24 protein-coding genes are annotated in these 23,745 nt (G+C 66.9%); 12 read left to right on the forward strand and 12 right to left on the reverse strand.

Going from position 1 to position 23,745, the window contains the following annotated elements; translation table 11 throughout:
• Positions 1–198: 198 nt before the first annotated feature.
• Positions 199–1,101, reverse strand: a complete 903-nt coding sequence (locus SM191_RS07670) for a hydrogen peroxide-inducible genes activator (RefSeq protein WP_341505669.1) — start codon at positions 1,099–1,101, stop codon at positions 199–201.
• Between the two features lie 156 nt (positions 1,102–1,257).
• On the opposite strand from SM191_RS07670, the gene SM191_RS07675 reads away from it, so the two are divergent.
• Positions 1,258–1,803 (forward strand): peroxiredoxin, encoded by a 546-nt coding sequence (locus tag SM191_RS07675; RefSeq protein ID WP_007403328.1) that lies wholly within the window; start codon positions 1,258–1,260, stop codon positions 1,801–1,803.
• Between the two features lie 120 nt (positions 1,804–1,923).
• Positions 1,924–2,445, forward strand: a complete 522-nt coding sequence (locus SM191_RS07680; protein ID WP_267433287.1) for a carboxymuconolactone decarboxylase family protein — start codon at positions 1,924–1,926, stop codon at positions 2,443–2,445.
• 100 nt (positions 2,446–2,545) lie between these two features.
• Here the strand turns inward: SM191_RS07680 and SM191_RS07685 are convergent, their stop codons facing one another.
• The gene (locus SM191_RS07685; RefSeq protein ID WP_341505670.1) at positions 2,546–3,310 is read right to left on the reverse strand and encodes a sulfite exporter TauE/SafE family protein; all 765 of its coding nucleotides are present in this window, start codon (positions 3,308–3,310) and stop codon (positions 2,546–2,548) included.
• Between the two features lie 154 nt (positions 3,311–3,464).
• Here SM191_RS07685 and epsC point away from each other — a divergent pair, with 154 nt between their 5' ends.
• Both epsC and SM191_RS07695 read left to right on the forward strand, forming a co-directional pair.
• Positions 3,465–4,148 (forward strand): serine O-acetyltransferase EpsC, encoded by a 684-nt coding sequence (gene epsC / locus SM191_RS07690; RefSeq protein ID WP_307000744.1) that lies wholly within the window; start codon positions 3,465–3,467, stop codon positions 4,146–4,148.
• A complete protein-coding gene (locus SM191_RS07695) occupies positions 4,148–4,480 on the forward strand; it encodes a DUF2794 domain-containing protein (protein ID WP_267433289.1) in 333 nt (110 codons plus the stop codon). Before epsC ends, SM191_RS07695 begins: the two co-directional genes overlap by 1 nt.
• 59 nt (positions 4,481–4,539) lie before the next feature.
• Here the strand turns inward: SM191_RS07695 and SM191_RS07700 are convergent, their stop codons facing one another.
• The 8 genes from SM191_RS07700 to SM191_RS07735 form a co-directional block, all read right to left on the reverse strand.
• A complete protein-coding gene (locus SM191_RS07700) occupies positions 4,540–4,878 on the reverse strand; it encodes a hypothetical protein (protein ID WP_341505671.1) in 339 nt (112 codons plus the stop codon).
• Positions 4,879–4,983: 105 nt separating this feature from the next.
• Positions 4,984–5,676 carry a phosphate regulon transcriptional regulator PhoB gene (phoB, locus tag SM191_RS07705; protein ID WP_294274968.1) on the reverse strand — a complete coding sequence of 231 codons (693 nt, stop codon included), beginning with the start codon at positions 5,674–5,676 and terminating at the stop codon, positions 4,984–4,986.
• A gap of 13 nt (positions 5,677–5,689) precedes the next feature.
• Positions 5,690–6,373, reverse strand: a complete 684-nt coding sequence (phoU, locus tag SM191_RS07710; RefSeq protein WP_341505672.1) for a phosphate signaling complex protein PhoU — start codon at positions 6,371–6,373, stop codon at positions 5,690–5,692.
• Positions 6,374–6,384: 11 nt separating this feature from the next.
• Positions 6,385–7,149 (reverse strand): phosphate ABC transporter ATP-binding protein PstB, encoded by a 765-nt coding sequence (gene pstB, locus SM191_RS07715; protein WP_341505744.1) that lies wholly within the window; start codon positions 7,147–7,149, stop codon positions 6,385–6,387.
• Complete coding sequence (pstA, locus tag SM191_RS07720; RefSeq protein ID WP_341505673.1) at positions 7,143–8,402, reverse strand: phosphate ABC transporter permease PstA; 1,260 nt, start codon at positions 8,400–8,402, stop codon at positions 7,143–7,145. The genes pstB and pstA overlap by 7 nt, the downstream gene beginning before the upstream one ends.
• Positions 8,395–9,771 (reverse strand): phosphate ABC transporter permease subunit PstC, encoded by a 1,377-nt coding sequence (gene pstC / locus SM191_RS07725; protein ID WP_341505674.1) that lies wholly within the window; start codon positions 9,769–9,771, stop codon positions 8,395–8,397. The genes pstA and pstC overlap by 8 nt, the downstream gene beginning before the upstream one ends.
• Positions 9,768–10,814, reverse strand: a complete 1,047-nt coding sequence (locus tag SM191_RS07730; protein WP_341505675.1) for a substrate-binding domain-containing protein — start codon at positions 10,812–10,814, stop codon at positions 9,768–9,770. The genes pstC and SM191_RS07730 overlap by 4 nt, the downstream gene beginning before the upstream one ends.
• Before the next feature lie 72 nt (positions 10,815–10,886).
• A complete protein-coding gene (locus SM191_RS07735) occupies positions 10,887–12,131 on the reverse strand; it encodes a sensor histidine kinase (RefSeq protein WP_341505676.1) in 1,245 nt (414 codons plus the stop codon).
• Positions 12,132–12,242: 111 nt separating this feature from the next.
• Between SM191_RS07735 and SM191_RS07740 the strand changes: the two genes are divergently transcribed.
• The 4 genes from SM191_RS07740 to SM191_RS07755 are packed head-to-tail and all read left to right on the forward strand — an operon-like array spanning position 12,243 to position 14,824.
• Complete coding sequence (locus tag SM191_RS07740; protein ID WP_341505677.1) at positions 12,243–12,680, forward strand: hypothetical protein; 438 nt, start codon at positions 12,243–12,245, stop codon at positions 12,678–12,680.
• A gap of 4 nt (positions 12,681–12,684) precedes the next feature.
• Positions 12,685–12,969: an HPr-rel-A system PqqD family peptide chaperone gene (locus SM191_RS07745; RefSeq protein ID WP_341505678.1), complete on the forward strand. Its 285-nt coding sequence runs from the start codon at positions 12,685–12,687 to the stop codon at positions 12,967–12,969.
• On the forward strand, positions 12,966–13,811 hold the full coding sequence (locus SM191_RS07750; RefSeq protein WP_341505679.1) for an HprK-related kinase A: 846 nt from the start codon (positions 12,966–12,968) through the stop codon (positions 13,809–13,811). The genes SM191_RS07745 and SM191_RS07750 overlap by 4 nt, the downstream gene beginning before the upstream one ends.
• Positions 13,808–14,824 carry a nucleotidyltransferase domain-containing protein gene (locus tag SM191_RS07755; RefSeq protein ID WP_445949829.1) on the forward strand — a complete coding sequence of 339 codons (1,017 nt, stop codon included), beginning with the start codon at positions 13,808–13,810 and terminating at the stop codon, positions 14,822–14,824. Before SM191_RS07750 ends, SM191_RS07755 begins: the two co-directional genes overlap by 4 nt.
• Here the strand turns inward: SM191_RS07755 and SM191_RS07760 are convergent.
• The gene (locus tag SM191_RS07760) at positions 14,784–15,476 is read right to left on the reverse strand and encodes an HAD-IA family hydrolase (RefSeq protein ID WP_341505680.1); all 693 of its coding nucleotides are present in this window, start codon (positions 15,474–15,476) and stop codon (positions 14,784–14,786) included. The two genes, SM191_RS07755 and SM191_RS07760, sit on opposite strands and share 41 nt — an antisense overlap.
• A gap of 60 nt (positions 15,477–15,536) precedes the next feature.
• Here SM191_RS07760 and glmU point away from each other — a divergent pair, with 60 nt between their 5' ends.
• The 4 genes from glmU (at position 15,537) to SM191_RS07780 (ending at position 22,559) form a co-directional block, all read left to right on the forward strand.
• Positions 15,537–16,904 carry a bifunctional UDP-N-acetylglucosamine diphosphorylase/glucosamine-1-phosphate N-acetyltransferase GlmU gene (glmU, locus tag SM191_RS07765; protein WP_341505746.1) on the forward strand — a complete coding sequence of 456 codons (1,368 nt, stop codon included), beginning with the start codon at positions 15,537–15,539 and terminating at the stop codon, positions 16,902–16,904.
• 6 nt (positions 16,905–16,910) lie between these two features.
• Positions 16,911–18,734 (forward strand): glutamine--fructose-6-phosphate transaminase (isomerizing), encoded by a 1,824-nt coding sequence (gene glmS, locus SM191_RS07770; RefSeq protein WP_341505681.1) that lies wholly within the window; start codon positions 16,911–16,913, stop codon positions 18,732–18,734.
• 79 nt (positions 18,735–18,813) lie between these two features.
• Positions 18,814–20,724 (forward strand): putative bifunctional diguanylate cyclase/phosphodiesterase, encoded by a 1,911-nt coding sequence (locus tag SM191_RS07775; protein ID WP_341505682.1) that lies wholly within the window; start codon positions 18,814–18,816, stop codon positions 20,722–20,724.
• A gap of 14 nt (positions 20,725–20,738) precedes the next feature.
• Positions 20,739–22,559, forward strand: coding sequence for an ATP-binding protein (locus SM191_RS07780; RefSeq protein ID WP_341505683.1), 1,821 nt, complete (start codon positions 20,739–20,741; stop codon positions 22,557–22,559).
• On the opposite strand, the gene dinB is transcribed toward SM191_RS07780, so the two are convergent.
• Positions 22,560–23,690: a DNA polymerase IV gene (gene dinB, locus SM191_RS07785; RefSeq protein WP_341505684.1), complete on the reverse strand. Its 1,131-nt coding sequence runs from the start codon at positions 23,688–23,690 to the stop codon at positions 22,560–22,562. It abuts the gene before it with no gap.
• Positions 23,691–23,745 lie beyond the last annotated feature (55 nt).

Raw genomic sequence — 23,745 nt, forward strand, 5'->3', positions numbered from 1 at the left:
GCGGTGGAGGGGGTGGCGGGCGCGGCCTTCTGGTCCGCGCCTCGTCCGCAGGCCCCAAGCCCGATCAGGGCGACGAGCGGCAGCGCGGCCAGCAGGCGTCGTGCGGTAAGGGTCATCGGGACATCTCCTGAAGCAATGAGGTCGGAGGCAAAGACGCGTGCGATGCGCTCCGGTTGCGGATGGGTGGGCGACGGGCGATCAGGCCGCCTCGCCCAGGACCTGCGCCAGCAGGCGGAAATCCTTCTCGCGCGGGCTGGCCCGCCGCCAGACCAGCGCGATCTTGCGCATGGCGTTCTCCGCATCCAGCGGGCGGGCGGTGATGTTGGTATTCTCCAATATCCCCGCACGCAGCGCCATTTCGGGCAGCATCGTCATACCCAGCCCGTTATCGACCATTTGCACGATAGTGTGAAGCGACGTGCCCAGCATCGTTGCCTCGGCCCGCAATTCGGGGCGGTTACACGCGGCCAGCGCATGATCCTTCAGGCAATGCCCGTCCTCCAGCAGCAGCAGCCGGGCCTCGTCGATCGCAGAGGCCGGGATGGCGCCGGGCGGGGACCGGTCCTCGTCCGTGGGAAAGGCGACGAACAGCCGGTCGTCGAACAGCGGCTCCGCCGTCACCTCGCCGCAGGCGAAGGGCAGAGCGAGCAGCACGCAATCGGTGCGGCCGTTGTGGAGGCGCTCGCAGGCCGGGCCGCTCGGCTCCTCACGCAGGAACAGCTTCAGGTCGGGATAGTCGCGGCGCAGGCGCGGCAGGATGCGGGGCAGCATGAAGGGGGCGATGGTCGGGATGACCGACATGCGCATCTCCCCCGACAAGGGACGCCCGGCCGCGCGCGCCATGTCGCCCAGTTCGTCCGCCTCACGCAGCACGCGCCGCGCCTTGTCGGCGATCCGCTCACCCAGCGGCGTGAAGCGGACCACGCGCCGGGTCCGCTCGACCAGCGTCACGCCGATCAGCGTCTCCAGCTCGCGCAGGCCCGCCGACAGGGTGGATTGCGTGACGAAGCACGCATCGGCCGCCCGCCCGAAATGACCGTGGTCCTGCAAGGCCACCAGATATTGCAGTTGTTTTAACGTAGGTAGGTAGGTCGCGGCCATTGATCGTCTCAGTCGATTGCGATTTGACAAATAGCTTGTTGGATCGAACGCGCCAGTCCCCATATCCGTCACCACAACGAATACAGGCGGCCCACCGCCGATCGTGTGAGAGGATGGCTGAAGCCGAATTTTTGGGAAGAAATGGAGGCTATTGCCATGTTGACCGTTGGAGACAAGCTCCCCGCATTCACCGTCCCCGTCCAGCAGGGGACCAACGCGCTGCCCGCCGGCGAGACGATCAGCGACACCTCCTATGAGGGCAAGTGGAAGGTCCTCTTCTACTGGCCGAAGGACTTCACCTTCGTCTGCCCGACCGAGATCGTCGGTTATGCGCAGCTGAAGGATGATTTCGCTGACCGTGACGCCGTGCTGATCGGCGCGTCGACCGACACTGCCCATGTCCACCTGGCATGGCGCAAGTCGGACCCGGATCTGGCCGCGGCCGATTTCCCCTGGATCGCGGACAATGGCCGCGTCCTGGCCGACGCACTGGGCATCGTCGACAAGAATGAGCATGTCGCCTACCGCGCGACCTTCATCATCGACCCCGACAATGTCATCCAGCACGTCACCATCAACGGCCTGAACGTCGGCCGCAACCCGCAGGAAACCCTGCGTGTTCTCGACGCGCTGCAGACCGACGAGCTGTGCCCGTGCAACTGGAACAAGGGCGACGACGTCCTTCAGCTCGCGGCCGAGTAATCCTGTCGTCCGGGGGCGTTCGCGTCCCCGGACCCATCATTCCCGACGCCCCGGCGAGGGCTGCCGATCCGTGATGATCGGCGGCCCGGACTGGGGCGTCGTTTATCCGGAGCATATCCCATGTCGCTCAAGGAATTTGCCGGGCAGTTGCCCGACTTCGCCAAGGACATTCGCCTGAATGTCGGATCGCTGCTCAACGAGACGGTGCTGAACGATCAGCGCAAATATGGCCTGCTGCTCGCCTGTGCGCACGGCACCGGCCACAAGCCGCTGGTCGAGGCCGCTGAGGCCGAATGCGCGCCCAAGCTTTCGCCCGAGGCCGCCAATGCGGCGCGCGCGGCGGCGGCGGTCATGGCGATGAACAACGTCTATTATCGCTTCACCCACCTGGCCGGGAACCAGGAGTATCGCAACATGCCGGCCAAGCTGCGCATGAACGTGATCGGCGCGCCCGGGATCGACAAGATCGACTTCGAGCTGTTCAGCCTCGCGGTCTCGGCGATCAACGGCTGCGGCATGTGCATCGACGCGCATGAGGCGGTGCTGAAGAAGGCGGGTGCCTCGGCAGAGATCATCCAGACCGCCGTCCGTATCGCCGCGGTGATGCAGGCGGTGGCGACCGTCCACTCGGCGATCGCATAAAAATCCTCCCCAGTGCGGGGACGGGGACCGCCGCGAAGCGGTGGTGGAGGGGGTTTCCCGCCGGATACCCCCTCCGTCAGGCCCATGGCCTGCCGAGGATTTACGCGGCAATCGCCTGATACAATCCCCAGAAGCTGGTCAGCGTCAGGATGACCCCCACCAGCGTCAGCAGAATGCGCGCGGGCACCCGCTTGGCGAGCATCGCTCCGAACGGCGCGGCGAAGACGCCACCGATGAGCAGCCCGACCGTCGCCATGGTGAACGCACCCCAACCAAGCTGGGTGATGAAGGTCGCCGAGATGGTCGCGGTCAGGAAGAATTCCGCCGTGTTGACCGTGCCGATGGTGGTCCGGGGTGCGGCCCCCTGCGCCAGCAGGTTGGAGGTCACGACCGGCCCCCAGCCTCCGCCACCCGCCGCATCCAGGAAACCACCGAGAAAGCCCAGTGGCTCCACCACTTTCGGCTCCCGCACATGCGCCTTGTGCCGCCAGGCGCGGATCAGCAGGTAAAGGCCGATGGCGGTCAGATAGGCGAGCACGAACGGCTTCACGACCGCCGCGTCGATGTTCGACAGGACATAGGCACCCAGCGCCCCCCCGATCACGCCCGGGATCATCAGGCGCAGGAACAGCCGCCAGTTGACGTTGCGATGGACCGCATGGCTGATCCCCGAGACCGCGGTGGTGAAGGTCTCGACGCTGTGCACGCCTGCGGACGCGGCGGCGGGCGGCACGCCCAGGCTGATGAGCAGCGTGTTCGAGATCACGCCGAACGCCATGCCCAGCGCGCCATCGACCACCTGCGCGGCAAAGCCGACCGCCACAAAGGGCAGGATATGGATCAGCTCGGTACTGGTCGGGTCCATCGTGTCTCCTTGGGTCGTCCGGCCAGGGCCATGCCGTGTCGTCTCCAACGCTGCAACAAAGATAGAGTTTGTCGCGCGGATACGCCTTGTCCCGCTATCTGGATTTCGAGGACCGCTGTGCTTAAATGCACCTATCGCATCTGGGGACATGCTCATGCCGAGCCGTTTGGCCGCTTATCTCGATTCGATCCGGGCTCGCGACCCCGCGCCGCATTCGCGCGCGGAGATATTGCTGTATCCGGGCGTCTGGGCCCTGGCCGGTCACCGGATCGCGCATCGCCTCTATCGCGCGCGCGCCTTTTTCCTGGCACGGCTGGTCAATCACTTCACCCGCTTCCTGACTGCGATCGACATCCATCCGGGTGCCGAGATCGGGCGCAATTTCTTCATCGACCATGGCTTTGTCGTGATTGGCGAGACGGCGGTGATCGGTGACGACGTCACCATCTATCAATGCGTGACGCTGGGCGGCACCAGCCCGGACAATGGCGTGGCGGGCAAGCGTCACCCGACGCTGATGGACGGGGCGATCATCGGTTCGGGCGCGCAGGTGCTGGGCCCGATCACCGTCGGCTCACGCGCTCGGGTCGGGGCAAATGCGGTGGTGACCCGCGACGTGCCCGAGGGCGCGGTGATGGTCGGCATTCCGGCGCGCCCGACGGTGGTCGAAGGCGGCGCCGCGCCCGAACGGCGTTTCGTCCCTTATGGTACGCCCTGTTCCGATGTGTTCGATCCGCAGACGCAGAAGATCGAGTTGCTGCGATGCGAACTCGACACGATGCGGCGGCGACTGGATGCGGTGCTGGCCGAGCAGGAAGAGAAGCGCGACCGCGCCTGATGGGGGTCCTGCCGTTTCCCAAGTCCCCAGGGCAGGTCGGGTTCGAGCGGACCGAACTCAACCGTATCCTGGACCTGTATGGCCGGATGGTGGCGGCGGGGCATTGGCGCGATTATGCCATGGATCTCGGGCGGGACGCGGCGATCTTTTCCGCCTTTCGCCGAACCGCCGAGCGGCCCGAATACCGGATCGAGAAGCGCCCCGCCTTGCGCAACCGCCAGGGCATGTGGGCGCTGATCGGCGAGGGCGGGGCGGTGCTCAAGCGCGGGCATGAACTGGGCCCGGTGCTCGCGCCCGTCGAACGCCGCCTGATGAAACTGGTCGAAGAATAAGAAAAGCGCCGGTCCCCTGAGGGAACCGGCGCTTTTTCTACAGCCGGGTGAAGGGCCGGTTACTTGCCGCCACGCTGGCGGCACTGGTCATACTGACCCTTTTTGCAGATCGGATAGCTCTTGAGCGGGGCCGGAGCCGGATAGGCCTGCGACGGGCTCGGAGCCTGTTGGAACACGACCGGCGCGCCGGGGGCGGGGGGCGACGCCATCGGCGGCTGGGCGGGCTGATAGCCGCCTGCGGTCATCGTCGCGGCGGACGCGGCGGCATTGGCCTGCGCATCACCGGTCGTGGTGTCGGTCGAGGCACCCGCCTGCGCGGTGGTGTCGGTCTGGGTCGTGGTCTGGGCCATGGCGGGCATGGCCATCAGCGCGGTGGCGGCCAGAAAAACGAGCTTCATGCGAATCTCCTGTTCAGAAGCGCAAGTGCGTTAGCGCGTGGGCAGAACGTCCCATGCCGCACTTGGCTCCCTCGTTTCGCATCCGGCCCGATCCTGACGCTTTTTTCAGCCTCCCGCGTCGAGCGAATAGCCCGCCGAGCGTACGGTGCGGATGATGTCGGGCCGATCGCCGATATTGATCGCCTTGCGCAGACGGCGGATGTGCACGTCGACCGTCCGGCTCTCGATATCGGAATCGTGCCCCCAGACCGCGTCGAGCAGCCGCTCGCGCGAGAAGACCCAGCCCGGATGCTCGAGGAAATGCTTGAGCAGGCGGAATTCGGTCGGCCCGAGCGAGACGACCTCGCCTGCGCGGCGGACCTTGTGGCCGACCGTGTCCATCTCGATATCCGCATAGGTCAGCGCTTCGCCCGCCAGCGCGGGGCGGACGCGGCGCAGCACCGCGCCGACGCGGGCGACCAGTTCGCGGGGGGAGAAGGGCTTGGTGACATAATCGTCCGCCCCCGTCTCCAGCCCGCGGACCCGATCCTCTTCTTCACCACGCGCGGTCAGCATGATGATCGGCACGTTCGCCGTCTCGGCCGAGCGGCGCAGGCGACGGCATACCTCGATCCCCGAAATCCCCTCGACCATCCAGTCGAGCAGCACGATGTCCGGCGTGCTTTCGCGCGCCAGCAGCAATGCCTCCTCGCCATCGGGCGTGTGCGTGACCTCGAAATCCTCGCGCTTGAAATGGAAGACGAGCAGTTCCGCGAGCGCGGCGTCGTCCTCGACCAGCAACATCTTTACCCGTGCCATGGTGCCTGTTCCCTCAAGAAGGCCAAGTGCCGCCGCGGTCCCGCTCACCCATCTGGGTGCCGGTGGCGGCGAAATAGACCATTTCCGCGACGTTGGTCGCATGGTCTCCGATCCGTTCGAGATTCTTGGCGATGAACAGCAGGTGCGCGACCTGCCCGATCGTCTTGGGATTCTCGACCATATGGGTGACGAGCGTGCGGAAGATGGAATCGTAGAAATCGTCGAGCGCGTTGTCGCTGTTGCGGACCCGGACCGCCGCCTCGGCATCGCGTGCGGCGAAGGCGTCGAGAACGTCATGCACCATCGCCGAGGCGATCTTCGCCATGGCGGGCAGGATCGAGATCGGCTCGATCCGGTCCTCGCTCTCGATCATCGGCACGCGCTTGGCGATATTCTTGGCATAGTCGCCGATGCGCTCGACGACGCTGGCGATCTTGAGCGCCGCGACGACTTCGCGCAGGTCGTTGGCCATGGGCGCGCGCAGGGCGATGGTGCGCACCGCCAGCCGCTCGACCTCGGCCTCGATCAGGTCGATCGCCTTATCGTCCTCGCGAACCTTGCGCGCCAGTTCCAGGTCGGAGCGTTGCAGCGCCTTGATGGCATTGGCAATCGCCTCCTCGGCCAATCCGCCCATCTGGCTGATCAGCCCGCGTAACCGGCCGATATCGTTGTCGAAGGCTTTTACGGTGTGGTCCATGATCCTCGTCCTCAGCCGTACCGGCCGGTAATATAGTCCTTCGTCCGCTCCTCCCTGGGGTTGGTGAAGATGTCGGACGTCTTTCCGTACTCGACTAAAGTGCCGAGGTGGAAAAAGGCGGTACGCTGGGAGACGCGGGCGGCCTGTTGCATGTTGTGGGTGACGATCGCGATGGCGTAGCGGCCGCGAAGGTCGTGGATCAACTCCTCGATCCGCGCGGTCGCGATCGGATCGAGCGCGCTGCACGGTTCGTCCATCAGGATCACCTCCGGGTCGACCGCGATGGCGCGGGCGATGCACAGCCGCTGTTGCTGGCCGCCCGACAGCGCGGTGCCGCTTTCCGACATCCGGTCCTTGACCTCGTTCCACAGCCCCGCTCGGGTCAGCGAGCGCTCGACGATCACGTCCAGTTCGGCCCGGGACGAGGACAGGCCGTGGATGCGCGGGCCATAGGCGACGTTTTCGTAGATCGACTTGGGGAAGGGGTTGGGCTTCTGGAACACCATGCCGACCCGCGCGCGCAACTGCACCACGTCCATTTCGGGTGCGTAGATGTCCTGTCCGTCCAGCCGGACGTCGCCCGAAACGCGCGCCGACGGGATGGTGTCGTTCATCCGGTTGAGCGTGCGCAGGAAGGTCGACTTGCCGCAGCCCGAGGGGCCGATGAACGCGATCACATGATCCATATCGACATCGATCGAAATGTCGTGGATCGCCTGCTTGGCGCCATAGGACACGCTGACGTTGCGCGCGCTTATCTTGGGGGTGCTCACCAGCGTGTCTCGAACCGATTGCGGAGGTAGATGGCCAGCCCGTTCATCGCGAGCAGGAAGACGAGAAGGATGATGATCGCGGCCGAGGTCTTCTCAACGAAGCCCCGGTCCACCTGGTCCGACCATAGGAAGATCTGCACCGGCAACACGGTCGCCGGATCGGTCAACCCATGCGGCGGCGCGGCGATGAAGGCGCGCATGCCGATCATCAGCAGCGGCGCGGTCTCGCCCAGCGCGCGGGCCATGCCGATGATCGTGCCGGTCAGGATGCCGGGCAGAGCGAGCGGCAGCACGTGATGGAAGATCACCTGCACCCGCGACGCGCCGACGGCCAGCGCGGCATCGCGGATCGACGGCGGCACCGCCTTGATCGCGTTGCGCCCGGCGATGACGATCACCGGCATGGTCATCAGCGCCAGCGTCAGTCCACCGACCAGAGGCGCGGAGCGGGAAAGCCCGAAGCTCCCCAGGAACACCGCCAGCCCCAGCAGGCCAAAGATGATCGAAGGCACCGCCGCCAGATTGTTGATCGACACCTCGATCATGTCCGTCCAGCGGTTCTTCGGCGCATATTCCTCCAGATAGAGGGCCGCCAGCACCCCGATGGGGAAGGCCAGGGCAAGCGTGACCAGCATGGTCAGAAGCGACCCCTTGGCCGCGCCCCATATGCCGACCCGCGTCGGATCGGTCGCATCGGCGTCGCGCAGGAAGCCGATATTCCATCCGGTCGACACCAGCCCGTGCGCCCGCAACCGGGCGACGACCCGCTCGGCGTCCGGCATCCCCTCGCCCTTGGCGGCGACGTCATAGGCGCTGGCGAGGGGCAGGCTGAAATCGGTGGTTCGACGAAGGAGCGAGGGATCGGCCTTCACCGCATCACGGACCACGATCCACGCGCCGGGCGACAGCAGGTCGATCCCGTCCGACCCGAAGGCGTTGGTCGCCGCGCGGTCGACCGCATCCTCCAGCCCGGCACCCGCCAGCGCCAGATCGGCCCCGCGCCCCTTCAACCGGGCGGGCTCGATGGGAAGCTCCGCCGCCGCCAGATCGATCGGCAAGGTGACGCGCGTTTCGGTGAAGCCCCGAAAGCCTTGGGCGATCATCGTGATGAGCAGGAACGCCAGGAATGCCGCCGAAAGCGCGACCGCCGCCGCGCCCATCCGGCGGAACCGGCGCTCGGCGGCATAGCGGCGACGCAAGCGCCGCGCCATCGCCGGGCTGCCCCAGCGGTCTGCGGACGAGGGCGGCCTATTCATAGCTTTCCCGATACCGCTTCACCACGCTCAGCGCGACGATGTTGAGGAGCAGGGTGATGACGAACAGCGTCAGGCCCAGCGCGAAGGCGGCGAGCGTCTTGGGGCTGTCGAACTCCGCCTCGCCGGTCAGCAGGTCGACGATCTGGCGCGTGACGGTGGTCGTGCTGGCGAAGGGATTGGCGGTCAGCGTCGCGACGCCGCTCGCCGCCATGACGACGATCATCGTCTCGCCGATCGCGCGGCTGACCGCGAGCAGGACGCCGCCGACGACGCCGGGCAGGGCGGCGGGCAGCATGACGCGGGTGATCGTCTCGGACGGTGTCGCGCCCATCGCCAGGCTGCCGTCGCGCATCGAACTGGGGACCGCAGCCAGGCTGTCATCGGCCATGGACGAGACGAAGGGGATGATCATCACCCCCATGACCAGCCCGGCGGCCAGCGCGCTTTCCGAAGAGGCCCAGTCGATGCCGATCGCGACCGCGAACTGCCGCACGGCGGGGGCGACGGTCAGCGCGGCGAAATAGCCGTAGACGACGGTCGGAATGCCCGCGAGCACCTCCAGCACGGGCTTCATGATCCGGCGCACGCGCGGCGCGGCATATTGGGTCAGATAAATGGCGCTCATCAGGCCGAAGGGGATGGCGACCGCCATGGCGATCACCGCGCCGATGAAGAAGGTCCCCCAGAACAGCGGCACCGCACCCAGCGACGCGCCGGGATCGCGCGGGTCGATGACCTGCGGGCTCCAATGGGTGCCGAACAGAAAGTCGGTGATCGGCACGACCGAGAAGAAGCGTCCGGCTTCGTACAACAGGGAGGCGACGATCCCGGCGGTGGTCAGGATCGCGATCAGCGAGGCGGCGAGGAGCAGGCCCAGCACCACGCGCTCGATCCGGGTGCGCGCCGAGAAACCGGGCTTCACCCGCAGATAGGCATAGGCACCCCCCGCCAGCGCCAGCAGCAGGACGATCGCGGTGGCGATCCAGTCGATCCGCGTCTGCGCCCGGTCATAGGCCGGGGCGAGCGTCCGCGACAGCGCGTGGAAGGTGCCATGCGCACGCCCCGCCGCCAGCGCGCGTGCTTCGGACAGGATCGCCGCCCGCTCGAACCCCGCTGCGGGCAGTTGCGCGGCGGCAGGGGCGTGCAGCACCATGTCGGTGACGAGCGCGGGTGAGGTCGCCGACCAGATGGCGAGGAAGATCATCGGCGGCACCGCGGTCCACAGCGCGACATACCAGCCGTGATGATGGGGCAGCGAACTGACCCGCGTGCTGGACCGCCGCCGAAAGCCGAGCGCGCGCATCCGCGTCGAGGCCCAGGCGATGATGCCCAGCCCCAGGATCAGGATGAGGAGGATTACGCCGCTCATGACGGCAGATGCGCCGGATCGAGCGGAATTTCCCTGGTGATGATCGTGCGGGCCTGCGCCTGGACCGCAGCGGGCGACGCGATCAGGCCGCGCCGCGTCAGGGGGCCGTTGGCGCCCCAATTCGCGGCATAGAGCGTCAGGAAGTGCCGCAGGCCCGGAATGGCGTCGAGATGAGCCTTCTTCACATAGATGTAGAGCGGGCGGGACCCCGGATAACGATCGGCGGCGATCGCGTCATAGGTCGGTGCGACCCCGTCGATGGTGACGCCGTTCACCGTCTGGCGGTTTTCCTCCAGATAGGAATAGCCGAACACGCCCAGCGCATCCGGGTTGGCCTGTAGCTTCTGGACGATGAGGTTATCGTTCTCGCCCGCGTCGATATAGGCACCGTCATCGCGGACGCGCGTGCAGAGCAGATGGTGTGCTTCGGGATCGCGCACGGAGAGCGCCCGTGCCTGCGGCTCGACCGCGTCGCATCCGCGCATCAGGATCAGTTCGGCCAGGGCGTCGCGGGTGCCGCTGGTCGCTGGCGGGCCATAGACCTGGATCGGAATGGCGGGCAGCGCCGGGTTCACGTCGCGCCAGGTCCGTGCGCGATTGGGCTTTCCGCCCGGATGCGCCCCGATCGCGCGATAGATGTCGGCGGTGGTCAGCGCCATGCGCGGCCCGCGCTTCGACTCGGCAAAGGCGATGCCGTCGATCCCGATGGGGATTTCCAACACCTCCGCCGCGCCATGCGCCGCGCAGTCGCGATACTCGCCCGCCTTCATCCGGCGCGAGGCGTTCTCAATATCCGGGTGGCCCGCCCCGATCCCGGCGCAGAACAATTTCATGCCGGCACCCGTGCCGGTGGATTCGATAACCGGCGCCTTGGCCTCGGGATCGGCGGCGACGAAGCGTTCGGCGATGATGGTGGTGAAGGGATAGACGGTCGAGGACCCCACCGCCGTGATCTGCTCGCGCACGCCCGCGCCGCCGCCATTGGCCTGATCGTGACAGGCCGCCAGCGCGAACATCGCGGCGAGAAGGCAGGGCAGGCGCATCGAGATCCTCAGGCCACCGGAACGGGTGCGAACTGGGCGCTGCCACGTTCACCATACCCCCGTGTGACATTTCTATTGCGCTTTTGTGACAGCCTCCTCCGAAACGCCTTTCGCGGCGGTCTTCGCGATGGGCAGGCGCACGGAAATGGTCGTGCCAACGCCGACCTCGCTGGCGATCTCCAACCGACCCCGATGCCGCTCGACGATATGCTTGACGATCGCCAGGCCCAGCCCGGTGCCGCCGATACTGCGACTGCGCCCCGAATCGACCCGGTAGAAGCGCTCGGTCAGGCGGGGCAGGTGGTTGGCGGCGATCCCCTCTCCCTGATCCGCGACGGTCAGGCGCAGCTTGGCGTCGTCCTGTTCCAGCGTCACCCGGACCGGCGTGTCCGCACGGCCATATTTCATCGCATTGCCGATAAGATTGTGGAGCATCTGCGACAATTGCGCCCGGTCGCCCACGACCGGCGGCAGATCCTGGCCCAGGTCGCACACGATATCCGCCGCGCGGGGCGAGCCGGAGTCGAGAAATTCCTCGTGAACATCCTCGACCAGATCGACCAAATCGACTGGCTGGGCAGGCTGGCGGTATTTGTCCGCCTCGATCCGGCTGAGCGAGATCAGGTCCTCGACCAGCCGCTGCATCCGCCGGGCCTCGTCGAACATCACCTTCAGGAACCGGGCGCGGATTTCGGGGTCGTCGCCCGCTTCGTCGCCCAGCGTCTCGATAAAGCCGAGGATGGAGGCCAGGGGGGTGCGCAACTCGTGGCTGGCATTGGCGACGAAATCGACGCGCATCCGCTCGGCGGCGTCATGCGCGGTCTGATCGATCAGATGGACGATGCGTTGGCCCCCGGTCGTATCCGCGACCCGCATTTCCCAGCGCTGTTCCAGCGAGCCCAGCCCGACCAGCGAGATGGGTTGATCCGGCTCGGTAACGCCTCCCTTGGCCAGCAGGCGATCGGCGGCGGCGGGGTGGCGGATCGCGATGCGCGCATCCTCCCCGACGATATGCGCGCCCAGCAAGGCGCGGGCCGATCGGTTGGCGAGGACGACCTGCCCCTTTTCGATCAGCAGCACCGGCTCGACGATCGCGTCCAGTGCCTCCTCCAGCAGAGGTGATAGCGGTCCCCGCCCATCCTCGGGTGAGGCTTGCTCCTCATCCTTCTGGGGCACGCCCTCGCTGGCGACCAGAGCGGCCGCGATGCCGCCGACCAGGGTGATGATCGCCGGGGCGGGGCCGCCGGTCATGAACACCACGATCGCAGCGACGACGATGACGACGATGGCCCATAAGGTGCGAATGCCGAATCCCATGGCATGCCGATGTAGCGGGCGGCGTCCGGCCTGTCTTCCTCCCAGCTTGGGTCAACCTCCGTTCGCTTGGGTGCTTGTCGGGCGGGCGCGAATATGGAACACCGCGCCGTCATGGATGACATGTCCCCATCCCCCGAAAATCCGGCCCCCGACAATGGGGTGGAGCCCGTCGCCGGCACGTCGCCCGTCACCAGTCGGCGGATGCTGATGCTCGGTGCCGTCGGGGCGAGCGCGGTGGTCGCGATCCGCCCGGCGCTGGCGCAGACGGCGGGATCGGTCCTGAACTGCCAGATCCCCGTGCCCGATCCCGGTCGCGCGGGCAGCTATATCGCGCTCGACGGATCGACCGTCCCGGCGCGAACCCTGGGCGCCTTCGCGCCGCCGAGCCGCCCCTATACGGGCGAGGAGGTCCGCCAGGCGTTGCAGGGCGGGATGCTGCCCAATTCCAATTTCCTCAGCAACCGGGCCTATCTCAACTATATCCGGCGGTTGCAGCGCGGGCAGGGCGGCTTCACCTGCTATGCCTCGTTGCAGATGCCGGGCAATTGAGGCCATGAGCGGCCCGCGCTACCGCGCGGCGGGGGCGGAATTGCTGATCGTCGAGCCGCTCGATCTGTTCACTGCCGTTTTCCATCGTGCCTCGGGCATGACGCATCTGCTGACCGAACCCGCACCGCAGATATTAGAGATACTCGCCGGGGAGACTCTGACCGCCGATGCGCTGCTGGCCCGGCTGTCGCAGGATTATGAACTGGGTGACGCGGCGGGTGAGGGGGCCGCGATGCTGCAGGCCCGGCTGGAGGAATTGGAAGCGGCGGGGCTGATCGACGCGCGGTGAGGCATCATGTCACCTTGCGGGTCGGGCCGGTCGGCTTTCGGATCGGGTCGGACTGGCGCGATCCCATCGACGCGGTGACGGCGCTCTATCGCGATTATCCGCGCGCCGACTTCGCCGATTACACGGTTCGTCTGGAGGCGACTTCGCCCATCCGTCGCCGGTTTCGGCCATCCATCCATATCGCGGGCGATTACCGCCTGCCCGAAGCGGCGCCGCTTCCGCTGGCGCAGGGGCTGTTGGCGGCGGAATTGGGGATGAACCTTCAGATGGCGCTGGGTCATCGCCGTCATCTGCTGCTCCACGCGGCGGTGGTCGCGCGGGACGATCGGGCGATGCTGATGAGTGGCATTTCGGGGGCTGGCAAGTCGACGCTGTCGCTGCTCCTGGCGCGGCGCGGTTGGCGCTTCCTGGGCGACGAATTCGCGCTGATCGACCCGATGACGGGGCTGGCCGTTCCCTTTCCCCGCCCGATCAGCCTGAAGAACGAAAGCTTGGCGGCCATCCCGCCGGACAGCCACACCGGCCCTCTGCTCACCGGCACGCCCAAGGGCGATATCCGCCATGTCGCCCCCGACGCTCGGGCGATCGCGGCGATGGATCGGCCGGCGCGACCGGCGCTGCTGGTCTTTCCGCGCTTCGGCTTTCCGTCCGCCAGCCGGGTGCTGCCCCCTGCCGAAGCCTTTGTCCGCCTGACCCAAGCGTCGACGAACTATGTTGCGATGGGCGAGGCGGGGTTTCGCGCGCTCACCCGATTACGCGCCGAGGTGCCCGCCGTCGCGCTCGACTATCCGGACGGCGCGGCGGGTGTGGCGGCGGTGGAGGCGTTGTGGGACGCGCTGTGACGCCGGTCGAGCGGCTGGTCGAGCTGCTTCGCGAGCCGACCGGGGCGATGGCTCTGCCCCTAACCGAATGGACTGATGTGCTGACCGTGGCGCGGGCGGAACTGCTGTTGGGGACGCTCGCCTCCCGTGCCGACGGACTGGCAGTGCCGGCGTCGGTAGCGCGGGTTCTGGCCAATGCGCGCGCCGAGGCGGAGGAGACACGCCGCGCGGCGCTCTGGGAAGCGAACCGGGTGGCGCGGGCGCTGACGCCGCTGGGGATTCCGATCATTCTGTTGAAGGGTACCGCGTTCGTCGCGGCGGGACTGGCGGCGGGACGGGGCCGATCGATCGGCGACTGCGACATCCTGATCCCGCGCGCGACCTTGCCCGAGGCCGAGGCGCTGTTGGCGCGAGCCGGGTGGGAATGGGTGAAGGCCGACCCCTATGACGACTATTATTATCGGGAGTGGATGCACGAGCTTCCCCCGTTGATCCACCGCGAGCGGGACCGGATGCTCGATGTCCACCACACCATCCTGCCGCCAACCGCGCGGCCGAAGCCGGATGCGGCGGCGCTGATCGCCGGAGCCGAGCCGCTGGGTGGTGGTCTGGCCGTGCTGTCGCATACCGACATGATCGTCCACGCCGCTGCGCATCTGTTCGCCGATGGCGATCTGACCGGCGGGCTTCGCAATCTATGGGATATCCACGCCTTGATCGGCGAGCGTGGATGCGACGGCGTCGAACGCCAGGCGGCGCGCCATGATCTTTCGGATACCGTTGCCCGCGCCCTGCGACTGGCCCATGCCATCTATGCCACGCCGGTACCGCCCGCTTATCGGCGAGCGACCGTGATCGACCAGCTTTATCGTCGCCGGGTGCTGGCGCGGGACGGTTGGGGGCGGGGGCGGCACCCGGTGACGCGGGGGGCCTTCTATCTGCGATCCCATGCCATCCGAATGCCGCTGCCGCTGCTGGCCCGGCATTTGTGGATCAAATGGCGGAAGGGGAAAGCCGCGCCAGCGTCGGAATGAGATCGCCATAGCCGTCGATGATCGCGTCGGCCCCCAGCGTCCCGACCGGCTGGCTTAGAAAGCCGAAGGAACAGGCGACGACCGGCAGCCCGGCGGCCTTGGCGGCCTCCACATCGAAGATCGAATCGCCGACAAAGGCCGCCGTCCCGCCCCCGCATCGCTCGACCAGCGCCTGGATCGGCACCGGCGAGGGTTTCGCCACCCCCAGCGTATCGCCGCCGATGATCGCCGCGAACCAATCGGTCAGACCCAGCGCATCGAGGATGGCGCGGGCGAAATGCTCCAGCTTGTTGGTCATGATCCCCATGGTCACGCCGCGCGCCGCCAATTGGTCGAGCGCGGCCAGCGCACCGGGAAAGGGCGCGGTGTGAATGGCGAGATGGCCTTCATAATAGTCGAGCAACCGGCGATGCAGCAGGTCGAGGGTTTCCGTATCATATCCCCCCGTGGCGTCGAGTCCGTGGCGAAGCATCGCCCGCGCGCCGCCACCGATCATCGGCTTGACCGCCTCGACGCTCAGCAGCGGTCGCCCGATCGAGGCCAGCGCATGGTTGACCGCCGCCGCCAGATCGCCGCTGGTATCCAGCAGCGTGCCGTCTAGGTCGAAGCCGACGATGGAAAAGGGGAAACCGTCTGGTGAATTCGCGTCCATGATCTTGTCCGTCGCCGTTCTGTGACTGGCCTTGGCCGGAAAAGCATGGCAGGCGCAACCATCATGACAAGACCGGTCGCTGCCATCATTCTCGCCGCGGGCAAGGGCACCCGCATGAAGTCGGACCTGCACAAGGTCCTCCACCCGATCGCCGGGCGGCCGATGCTGCTCCACCTGATCGACAGCGTGGGGCAGTTGTCGCCCGAGCGGGTGGTCGTGGTGACCGGCGCGGGGCGCGAACAGGTGGAGGCGGCGGTCGCCCCACTGGGTATCGCTACCGCGCTGCAGGGCGAGCAATTGGGTACGGCTCATGCCGTCGCTCAGGCGCGCGAGGCGCTGGCGGGCTTCGACGGCGATGTGCTGATCCTCTATGGCGACGTGCCGCTGGTCGAGGTCGCGACGATGCGGCGGATGATCGATCGGCTGCGGGAAGAGGATCGGCCGGCGGCGGTCGTGCTCGCCTTCCGTCCCGCCGATCCCGCCGCTTATGGCCGGGTGGTGGCCGACGATAGCGGACGGCTCGACCGGATCGTGGAGTATAAGGATGCGAACGCCGAAGAGCGTGCGATAACCCTCTGCAATTCCGGGCTGATGGCGGTCCATTCCGCGGATCTGTTCGGTCTGCTCGACCGGGTGGGCAACGACAATGCGGCGGGCGAATATTATCTGCCCGACGTCATCGCGCTGGCGGCGGCGGATGGGCGTCACTCGGCGGTCATCGAAACCGATGCGGGCGAGGTGGCGGGCGTCAACAGCCGTGGCGAACTCGCACAGGTCGAGGGTGAGTGGCAAAGCCGTGCCCGTGCCCGTGCCATGGCGGATGGCGCGACGCTGATCGCGCCGGAGACGGTGTGGTTCTCGCACGACACCCGCATCGGTCGCGACGTGGTGGTCGAACCCAACGTCGTGTTCGGCCCCGGCGTCCAGGTCGCCGATGGGGTGACGATCCATGCCTTCAGCCATTTGGAGGGGGCGACCGTCGCCACGGGTGCGGATATCGGTCCCTATGCCCGCCTGCGCCCCGGCGCGGATGTGCGCGAGGGGGCGCGGGTCGGCAATTTCGTCGAGATGAAGAAGGCGGTGCTCGGGCCCGGCGCCAAGGCGAACCATCTGACCTATCTGGGCGATGCCGAGGTCGGCGCGGGTGCCAATATCGGCGCGGGGACGATCACCTGCAATTATGACGGCTTCCTGAAATACCGTACGGAAATCGGGGAGGGCGCCTTCATCGGCTCCAACTCCGCGCTCGTCGCACCGGTCAAGGTCGGGGCGGGCGCGATCGTCGGCGCGGGTTCGGTGGTCACCAGCGATGTCGAGGCGGACGCGCTGGCCCTCGTCCGGGCCGAGCGGCGGAGCAAGCCCGGCTGGGCGAAACGGTTCAGAGAGATGATGATGGCCAAGAAGGCCGCGAAAAAGGCTGGGGAGTAAGCGCGTATGTGCGGTATCGTAGGAATCCTTGGCGGTGAGGATGTGGCCGAGCGGCTGCTCGATGGTCTGCGTCGCCTGGAATATCGCGGCTATGACAGCGCGGGCATCGCGACGATCGATCATGGCGGGATCGATCGGCGGCGCGCCTCGGGTAAGCTGATCAACCTGGCCAAGGAACTGGCGGCCCATCCGCTGCCCGGATCGATCGGCATCGCCCATACCCGCTGGGCGACGCATGGCGGCCCGACCACCAACAACGCTCACCCGCATGCCACCGATCATGTCGCGGTCGTCCACAACGGCATCATCGAGAATTTCAAGGCCCTGCGCGACGAGCTGATCGGGCGGGGTCGGGTGTTCACCAGCGAGACCGATACCGAGGTCGTCGCGCATCTGGTCAGCGAGAAGGTCGAGCAGGGGCTGGACCCCGTCGCTGCGGTCCGGGAAGTGCTCCCCCTCCTGCACGGCGCCTTCGCGCTTGCAATCCTGTTCCGCGACCAGCCCGACCTGCTGATCGGCGCGCGGCTCGGTTCGCCGCTCGTGGTGGGCTATGGCGACGACGAGACCTATCTTGGTTCGGACGCACTGGCGCTCGCGCCGTTGACCCAGCGTATCGCCTATCTGGACGAAGGCGACTGGGTCGTCTGCACCCGCGAAGGGGCGCAGGTCTATGACCGCGACAACAATCCGGTCGAGCGGCCCGTCACCCTGTCGGGTGTCACCGGTGCGCTGATCGACAAGGGCAATCACCGCCACTTCATGCAGAAGGAAATCTACGAGCAGCCGATCGTCGTCGCCCAGACGCTGCGCTCGTATCTCCATCGGCTGGAGGGCAAGATCGCCTTGCCCATTCCCGACTTCGACCTGTCGGGCATCAAGCGCGTCACCATCGTCGCGTGCGGCACCAGCTTCTATGCGGGCATGGTCGCCAAATATTGGTTCGAGCAGTTCGCGCGGGTGCCCGTCGACCTCGATGTCGCGTCCGAGTTCCGCTACCGCGCGCCGGTGATGGAGCCGGGTGGGTTGATGATCGTCATCAGCCAGTCAGGCGAAACCGCCGACACGCTGGCCGCGCTGCGTCACGCCAAGTCCGAGGGGCAGACGATCGCCGCGGTGGTCAATGTACCGACCAGTTCGATGGCGCGCGAGGCCGACCTGCTGCTCCCCACCCATGCCGGGCCGGAGATCGGCGTCGCCTCGACCAAGGCCTTCACCTGCCAGTTGAGCGTGCTTGCGGCGCTCGCCGCCAATCTCGCCAAGGCCAAGGGGCGGCTGTCGGCGGACGAGGAGAAGCAGATCGTCCGCCATCTGGCGGAGGCCCCCGCCGCGATCAACGGCGCACTTGCCTATGACGAGGCGATCGAGGGCATGGCGGGTGCCATCGCGGGTGCGCGTGACGTTCTGTATCTGGGACGCGGAACCGATTATCCGCTGGCCCTGGAAGGTGCGCTGAAGCTGAAGGAGATCAGCTATATCCATGCCGAGGGTTATGCCGCCGGCGAGATGAAGCATGGCCCCATCGCCCTGATCGACGAATCCGTGCCGGTCATCGTCATCGCCCCCTCCGGCCCCCTGTTCGAAAAGACCGTGTCGAACATGCAGGAGGTTCAGGCGCGCGGTGGCCGGGTTGTGCTCATTTCGGACTATGACGGGATCGAGGCGGCGGGCGAGGGTTGCATCGCGACGATCACCATGCCGAAGGTGCATCCCCTGATCGCCCCGATCGTCTATGCGGTGCCGGTCCAGTTGCTGGCCTATCATGTCGCGGTGGCCAAGGGCACCGATGTCGACCAGCCGCGTAACCTGGCGAAGAGCGTAACGGTCGAATAACTGCCCGTTTACGTCAGATTAAGCATGATCGGTTACCATCGATCCCCGTGCCGAGTAACGAGGGACTGATGGTAGCCGGATGCGCATTCTGATCGTCGACGACGAACCAGCGGTTCATGACAGCTACGCCTTCTGTTTTTCGGGCGGGCGCGGCGTTGCGGCGGAAACCCGCGACGCGCTGAACGCGATGGCGACCGACCTGTTCGGCGCGCCCGATCATGACGAAGCGCAAGCGAACGACGAGGCCGCCGTCGCGTTCGAGCCGCTTCATTGCCATCAGGGGCTGGAAGCCGTCGCGGCGGTCGAGCGGGCAATGGCGGAGGATCGCCCCTTCGCGGTCGCATTCATCGATATCCGCATGCCGCCGGGCATCGACGGGCGGGAGACGGCACGGCGGATCCGGGCACTCGATCCCGACATTCATCTGGTGATCGTCACCGGCTATTCCGATTTCTCCCCCGTCGAGATCAGCAAGGTGGCCGGGCCCGCCGACAAGATCTTCTACATCCCCAAGCCTTTCGAAGTTGCCGAGATATTTCAGATGGCGCTGGCCTTGTCCCGCCGCTGGCACATCGACCGGGAACTGGCGGTCGCACGGGGACTGTTGGCCGCGGAGGTCGCGGCGCTGGAGGAAAAGAGCGCCGAACTGGAAGCCAATGAAAGCCGCGCCATGCATATCGCGATGCACGACGCGCTGACCGACGCGCCGAACCGCGTCGCCTTTTTGAGGGCCTTGACCGAGCGCGGGCGGCAGGCGCGCAATTTCGCCACCGCGATGCTCGATCTCGACCGGTTCAAGATGGTCAACGACACGCTCGGGCATCTGGCCGGGGACGAACTGATCCGCGAGGTCTTCGCCGCGATCCAGCATGCGGTGCCGTCGGGCACGATGGTCGCCCGGCTGGGCGGCGACGAATTCGGGCTGTTCTTTGATGCGAAGGATGAGGCGGAGGCGATCGCGGCCTGCGAGCGGATCGTGGCGGCGTGTGCGACCAGCTTCAACATTCTGGGCCATGCCGTGCGCTGCGGCGCGTCCTGCGGTCTGGTGATGAGCAGCGGGCGGGGGGATCGCGATCCGACCGATCTGGTGCGGCAGGCGGACATGGCGTTGAACGATGCGAAGCGCTCCGGGCGGGGTGTGGTGCGGGTCTTCGATACGCATATGGACGAGAGCATTCGCATCCGCCGTGAGATCGAGGCGGGGCTGACCCAGGCGATCGCGCGCGACGAACTCAGCCTGTCATTTCAGCCGATCGTCGGACGCGGCGCGCTGGACGTCGTCGGGTTCGAAGCGCTGGTCCGCTGGAACACGCCGGACCACGGCGCGGTCAGTCCCGCGATCTTCATTCCGATCGCCGAGGAAAGCCATCTGATCCACGATCTGGGCGACTGGGTCCTCGACCATGCGCTGGCGGAATTGCACCACTGGCCGGGGCAATATGTCTCGGTCAATTTCAGTCCGATCCAGTTCCGCCGCTCGCACTTCGTCGGCCATATCATGGACAGCGTCCGGCGTGCGGGCGTCGATCCGGGACGGGTGCAGATCGAGATCACCGAAACCGCGATCTTCGACGATGCCGAGCGCGCCTCCAAGACCCTTTGCGAACTGCGCAGCCTGGGCTTTCGCATTGCCCTCGATGATTTCGGGACCGGCTATTCCAGCCTGTACAATATCCGCAAATTTGCACTCGACTGTCTGAAGATCGACCGTAGCTTTATCGACGGCATGGGGCGTGAGCGGGAGTCGGCGGCGATCGTCCATTCGATCATCCATCTGGGCCGCGCACTGGGATTGGGCGTGGTCGCCGAAGGAGTCGAGACCGAGGCACAGGCCCAGGCGCTGCGCGTCGCGGGGGCGAGCCATTTGCAGGGCTTTCTCTTCTCCCGCCCAGTCCCGGCGGAGGATGCGCGCGTGCTGGCGGCCCAACAGTGGCTGACCTTTTCGTCCGGCACCGGTGGCGAGGCCATGGTCGAAGGCGCGCTGAGCTGATCCGGATGAACCGCGTGCGGCGATGGCTGGGCGCTAGGGTCCGGCCGCGATCGCTCCGCGATACCATGGTGTCGGTCCTGACCCTGGCCGGGATCGGCAGTGCGGTGGCGCTGACGGCGATGCTCGCCTTCGTCATCTCGCCTGGATTTGCCGAATTGGAAGAGCGGGCGACGGCAGGATATCACCACCGTTTGCAAACCGTCCTCGCCGAATTTCCCGAGACGATGGAAGGGATCGCGCGCGAGTATGCCCAGAGCGCGGCGTCGGATCGGGCCCGCGATGCCTGGGCCCGGTCGGTCTTCGCCGCCCATGCGGTCGATGCGGTCGCCTATCGTCCGGTATCCGCGAAAGACTGGGCGATGCGTGCCGGATCAGGGATGGAATGGAATGGCCAAGATAGCACGGCGGTCAGGCTGGCGGAGGCACTGAACCGGATCGACCTTGCCCGAACGGGATCGAGAGCGGGCTTCTATCTGCCGGTTGGAGGGGAGGTGATGGCCCTTGGGCTGGCAGCGGTCATGGACAGGAATGGCCGGACCATCGGCCATGTCGCGATGGCACGGCGACTGACCGCCGTAGATCTGTCGGACGTGCTCGGTCGGGCGGCGCGGATAGACCAATCGGCGACGGCCGGGACCGATATCGTCCGACGTCACGCAGGGGTCATCGATATCGCGTCACCGATCCGCAGCGCGGACGGGCGGCCCATCGCGACGGCGACCCTGCGAGTTTCGCGCGAGGTCGTGCTACTCGGGCGCCGGGTGCTGCTGTTGGCGGTCGCAGGGTCGATCCTGTTGTTGGTCTTCATGCTGCTTATGCTGCGACGGGCGCTGGGATCGCTCGTCCTCGCACCGCTTGGACGGGTGGAGCGGCATATGCGGCGCGTCCAGGCATCGGGCGCGCTCCTGCCCTTCGAGGATGGCGGGCGTGGCGATGACGAGTTCGGTGCCCTCGGCCGCAGCTTCAACGCGATGCTCAGCCAGTTGAAGGATTTGCGCGAACAGAATGAAATCCAGAGCTTCGCGCTCGGACGATCCGAAAGCGCGGTCGCGGTGCTCCACAACGTCCGCAACGCGCTGGCCCCGCTCGGCACCATCCTGAGCGTCGGGCTGGTGCCGGAGGATCGGGGTGACCGGATCTTGATGGACAGGGCGCTGGCCGAACTGGCGCGGGACGATATCGCGCCGGAGCGGCGGGCGAAGCTGGTGTCCTTCCTCCGAACGGCGCTGGACGCCGAGGCCATGGCGCGGGACGCCGTTCGCGGGCAGTTGGAGTTGGGGCGCGACGCGATGCGCCAGACGCTGGAAATCATCGGCGCGCAACAGGCCCGTGCCCATGAGCGGCCCGGACGGGAGCGCTGCGACATCACCGACATCATCGCGCGCAACGCGACGATCGCCCGCTATGCCCAGTCGGTGTCGATCGGCTTCACCTTTCCTGCCCATTCCGCCTATGTCCTGGCCAATCGGGTGATCCTGAGCCAGGTGATCGGCAATCTGCTGTCCAACGCGGTCGACGCGATCGTGGCGACCGGGCGGGGGTATGGCTCGATCCTGGTCGAGATACTGCCCCCCGTCGGTGGTCGGATCGCGACACGGATCATCGATGACGGCGAGGGGTTCGAGCCGGGCATGGTGACGCAGCTTTTCCTGCCCGGATTTTCGACCCGTACCGACAAGTCAGGCGGCCTCGGCCTTCATTGGTGCGCCAATTCGATGGCGGCGATGGGCGGCACGCTGGAACTTCGCAGCGCCGGCCGCGGCACGGGGGCGGTGGCGATCCTGACACTCGACCTGGATGGAAGCGACCGGGAGAAGGCCGGGCTGGCCGCCTGATCAGAGAGGCAGTTCGGGTTGGATCGGCGGCGTCGTGTCGTCCTCTTCCCTATGATGAAGCCCCGACAGGGTCAGCCCGAGAAGTCGGACGCCACCCGCGACCGGCAATTGCTGATCGAGCAATTCGCGACCCATGGCGGCGAAGAGCGCGCGGTCCATGATGGGTTGTCCCGTCGAGCGGGCGCGCGTGATGGTGCGGAAATCGCTATGCCGCAGCTTCAGCGTGACGGTCCGCCCCGCGGCGCCGCTCCGCTCGATCCGGGTCCAGGCGGCGTCAACCACCCGGTCGAGCGCGGCGTGAAGGGCGTCGCGGTCGCTCAGGTCATTCTCGAACGTCCGCTCCGCACCGACCGATTTGGCGATGCGATGGGCACGGACGGGGCGATGATCGATCCCGCGCGCGGCGCCGAACAGATAATCGGCATAGCTGCCGAAATGGCGTTGCAGGAACTCCAGGGGCCTGTCGCGCAGGTCCTGGCCGGTCAGTATGCCCAGGGCCTCCATCTTGCGCGCCGTGACCGGTCCGACCCCGTGGAAGCGTTTGACCGGCAGCCCCGCGACGAAGGACTCGCCATGCGATGGCGGGATGACACAGATGCCGTTCGGCTTGTTCTGGTCCGAGGCGAGCTTGGCGATGAACTTGTTATAGCTGACCCCCGCCGATGCGGTCAGCCCGGTTTCGGCCAGGATCGCGGCGCGGATCGCATTGGCGATCGCCGTTGCCGAGCCCAGTCCGGCGCGATCCTCGGTCACGTCCAGATAGGCCTCGTCCAGCGATAGCGGCTCGATCCATTCGGTATAGCGCGCGAAGATCGCCCGGATCTGGCCGGAGACCTCGCGATAGACCTCGAACCGGGGCGGCACGAACACCAGTTCCGGGCACCGCCGCAACGCCGTGACCGATGGCATGGCGGAGCGCACGCCAAAGGCGCGCGCCTCGTAACTCGCCGCCGCGACGACGCCCCGCGCCCGCGATCCGCCCACCGCCACGGGCTTGCCCCGCAACGCCGGATCGTCACGCTGTTCGACCGAGGCATAGAAGGCGTCCATGTCGACATGGATGATCTTGCGTCCGTGCCCGATCGCTGACGGATCGGTGTCGGGGGAATGGGATGGCAGTGGGGAGCCCATATCGTCCTGCTGCTCGCCTCCTGCGCGCCGCGAAACGAAACAGGAACAATGCGCT

Source organism: Sphingomonas sp. 2378, assembly GCF_038084995.1.
Lineage (GTDB): Bacteria > Pseudomonadota > Alphaproteobacteria > Sphingomonadales > Sphingomonadaceae > Sphingomonas.

Bases quoted from the DNA above. Each gene is read 5' to 3' on its own strand.
- SM191_RS07695 (WP_267433289.1), top strand. From the start codon at position 4,148: ATGGGGGTCCTGCCGTTTCCCAAGTCCCCAGGGCAGGTCGGGTTCGAG.
- SM191_RS07760 (WP_341505680.1), bottom strand. From the start codon at position 15,476: ATGGACGCGAATTCACCAGACGGTTTCCCCTTTTCCATCGTCGGCTTC.
- SM191_RS07675 (WP_007403328.1), top strand. From the start codon at position 1,258: ATGTTGACCGTTGGAGACAAGCTCCCCGCATTCACCGTCCCCGTCCAG.
- pstC (WP_341505674.1), bottom strand. From the start codon at position 9,771: ATGAGCGGCGTAATCCTCCTCATCCTGATCCTGGGGCTGGGCATCATC.
- phoB (WP_294274968.1), bottom strand. From the start codon at position 5,676: ATGGCACGGGTAAAGATGTTGCTGGTCGAGGACGACGCCGCGCTCGCG.
- epsC (WP_307000744.1), top strand. From the start codon at position 3,465: ATGCCGAGCCGTTTGGCCGCTTATCTCGATTCGATCCGGGCTCGCGAC.
- SM191_RS07680 (WP_267433287.1), top strand. From the start codon at position 1,924: ATGTCGCTCAAGGAATTTGCCGGGCAGTTGCCCGACTTCGCCAAGGAC.
- SM191_RS07700 (WP_341505671.1), bottom strand. From the start codon at position 4,878: ATGAAGCTCGTTTTTCTGGCCGCCACCGCGCTGATGGCCATGCCCGCC.
- pstA (WP_341505673.1), bottom strand. From the start codon at position 8,402: ATGAATAGGCCGCCCTCGTCCGCAGACCGCTGGGGCAGCCCGGCGATG.
- SM191_RS07685 (WP_341505670.1), bottom strand. From the start codon at position 3,310: ATGGACCCGACCAGTACCGAGCTGATCCATATCCTGCCCTTTGTGGCG.
- SM191_RS07670 (WP_341505669.1), bottom strand. From the start codon at position 1,101: ATGGCCGCGACCTACCTACCTACGTTAAAACAACTGCAATATCTGGTG.
- SM191_RS07745 (WP_341505678.1), top strand. From the start codon at position 12,685: ATGAGCGGCCCGCGCTACCGCGCGGCGGGGGCGGAATTGCTGATCGTC.
- phoU (WP_341505672.1), bottom strand. From the start codon at position 6,373: ATGGACCACACCGTAAAAGCCTTCGACAACGATATCGGCCGGTTACGC.
- dinB (WP_341505684.1), bottom strand. From the start codon at position 23,690: ATGGGCTCCCCACTGCCATCCCATTCCCCCGACACCGATCCGTCAGCG.
- SM191_RS07735 (WP_341505676.1), bottom strand. From the start codon at position 12,131: ATGGGATTCGGCATTCGCACCTTATGGGCCATCGTCGTCATCGTCGTC.
- glmS (WP_341505681.1), top strand. From the start codon at position 16,911: ATGTGCGGTATCGTAGGAATCCTTGGCGGTGAGGATGTGGCCGAGCGG.
- SM191_RS07740 (WP_341505677.1), top strand. From the start codon at position 12,243: ATGGATGACATGTCCCCATCCCCCGAAAATCCGGCCCCCGACAATGGG.
- SM191_RS07730 (WP_341505675.1), bottom strand. From the start codon at position 10,814: ATGCGCCTGCCCTGCCTTCTCGCCGCGATGTTCGCGCTGGCGGCCTGT.
- SM191_RS07775 (WP_341505682.1), top strand. From the start codon at position 18,814: ATGCGCATTCTGATCGTCGACGACGAACCAGCGGTTCATGACAGCTAC.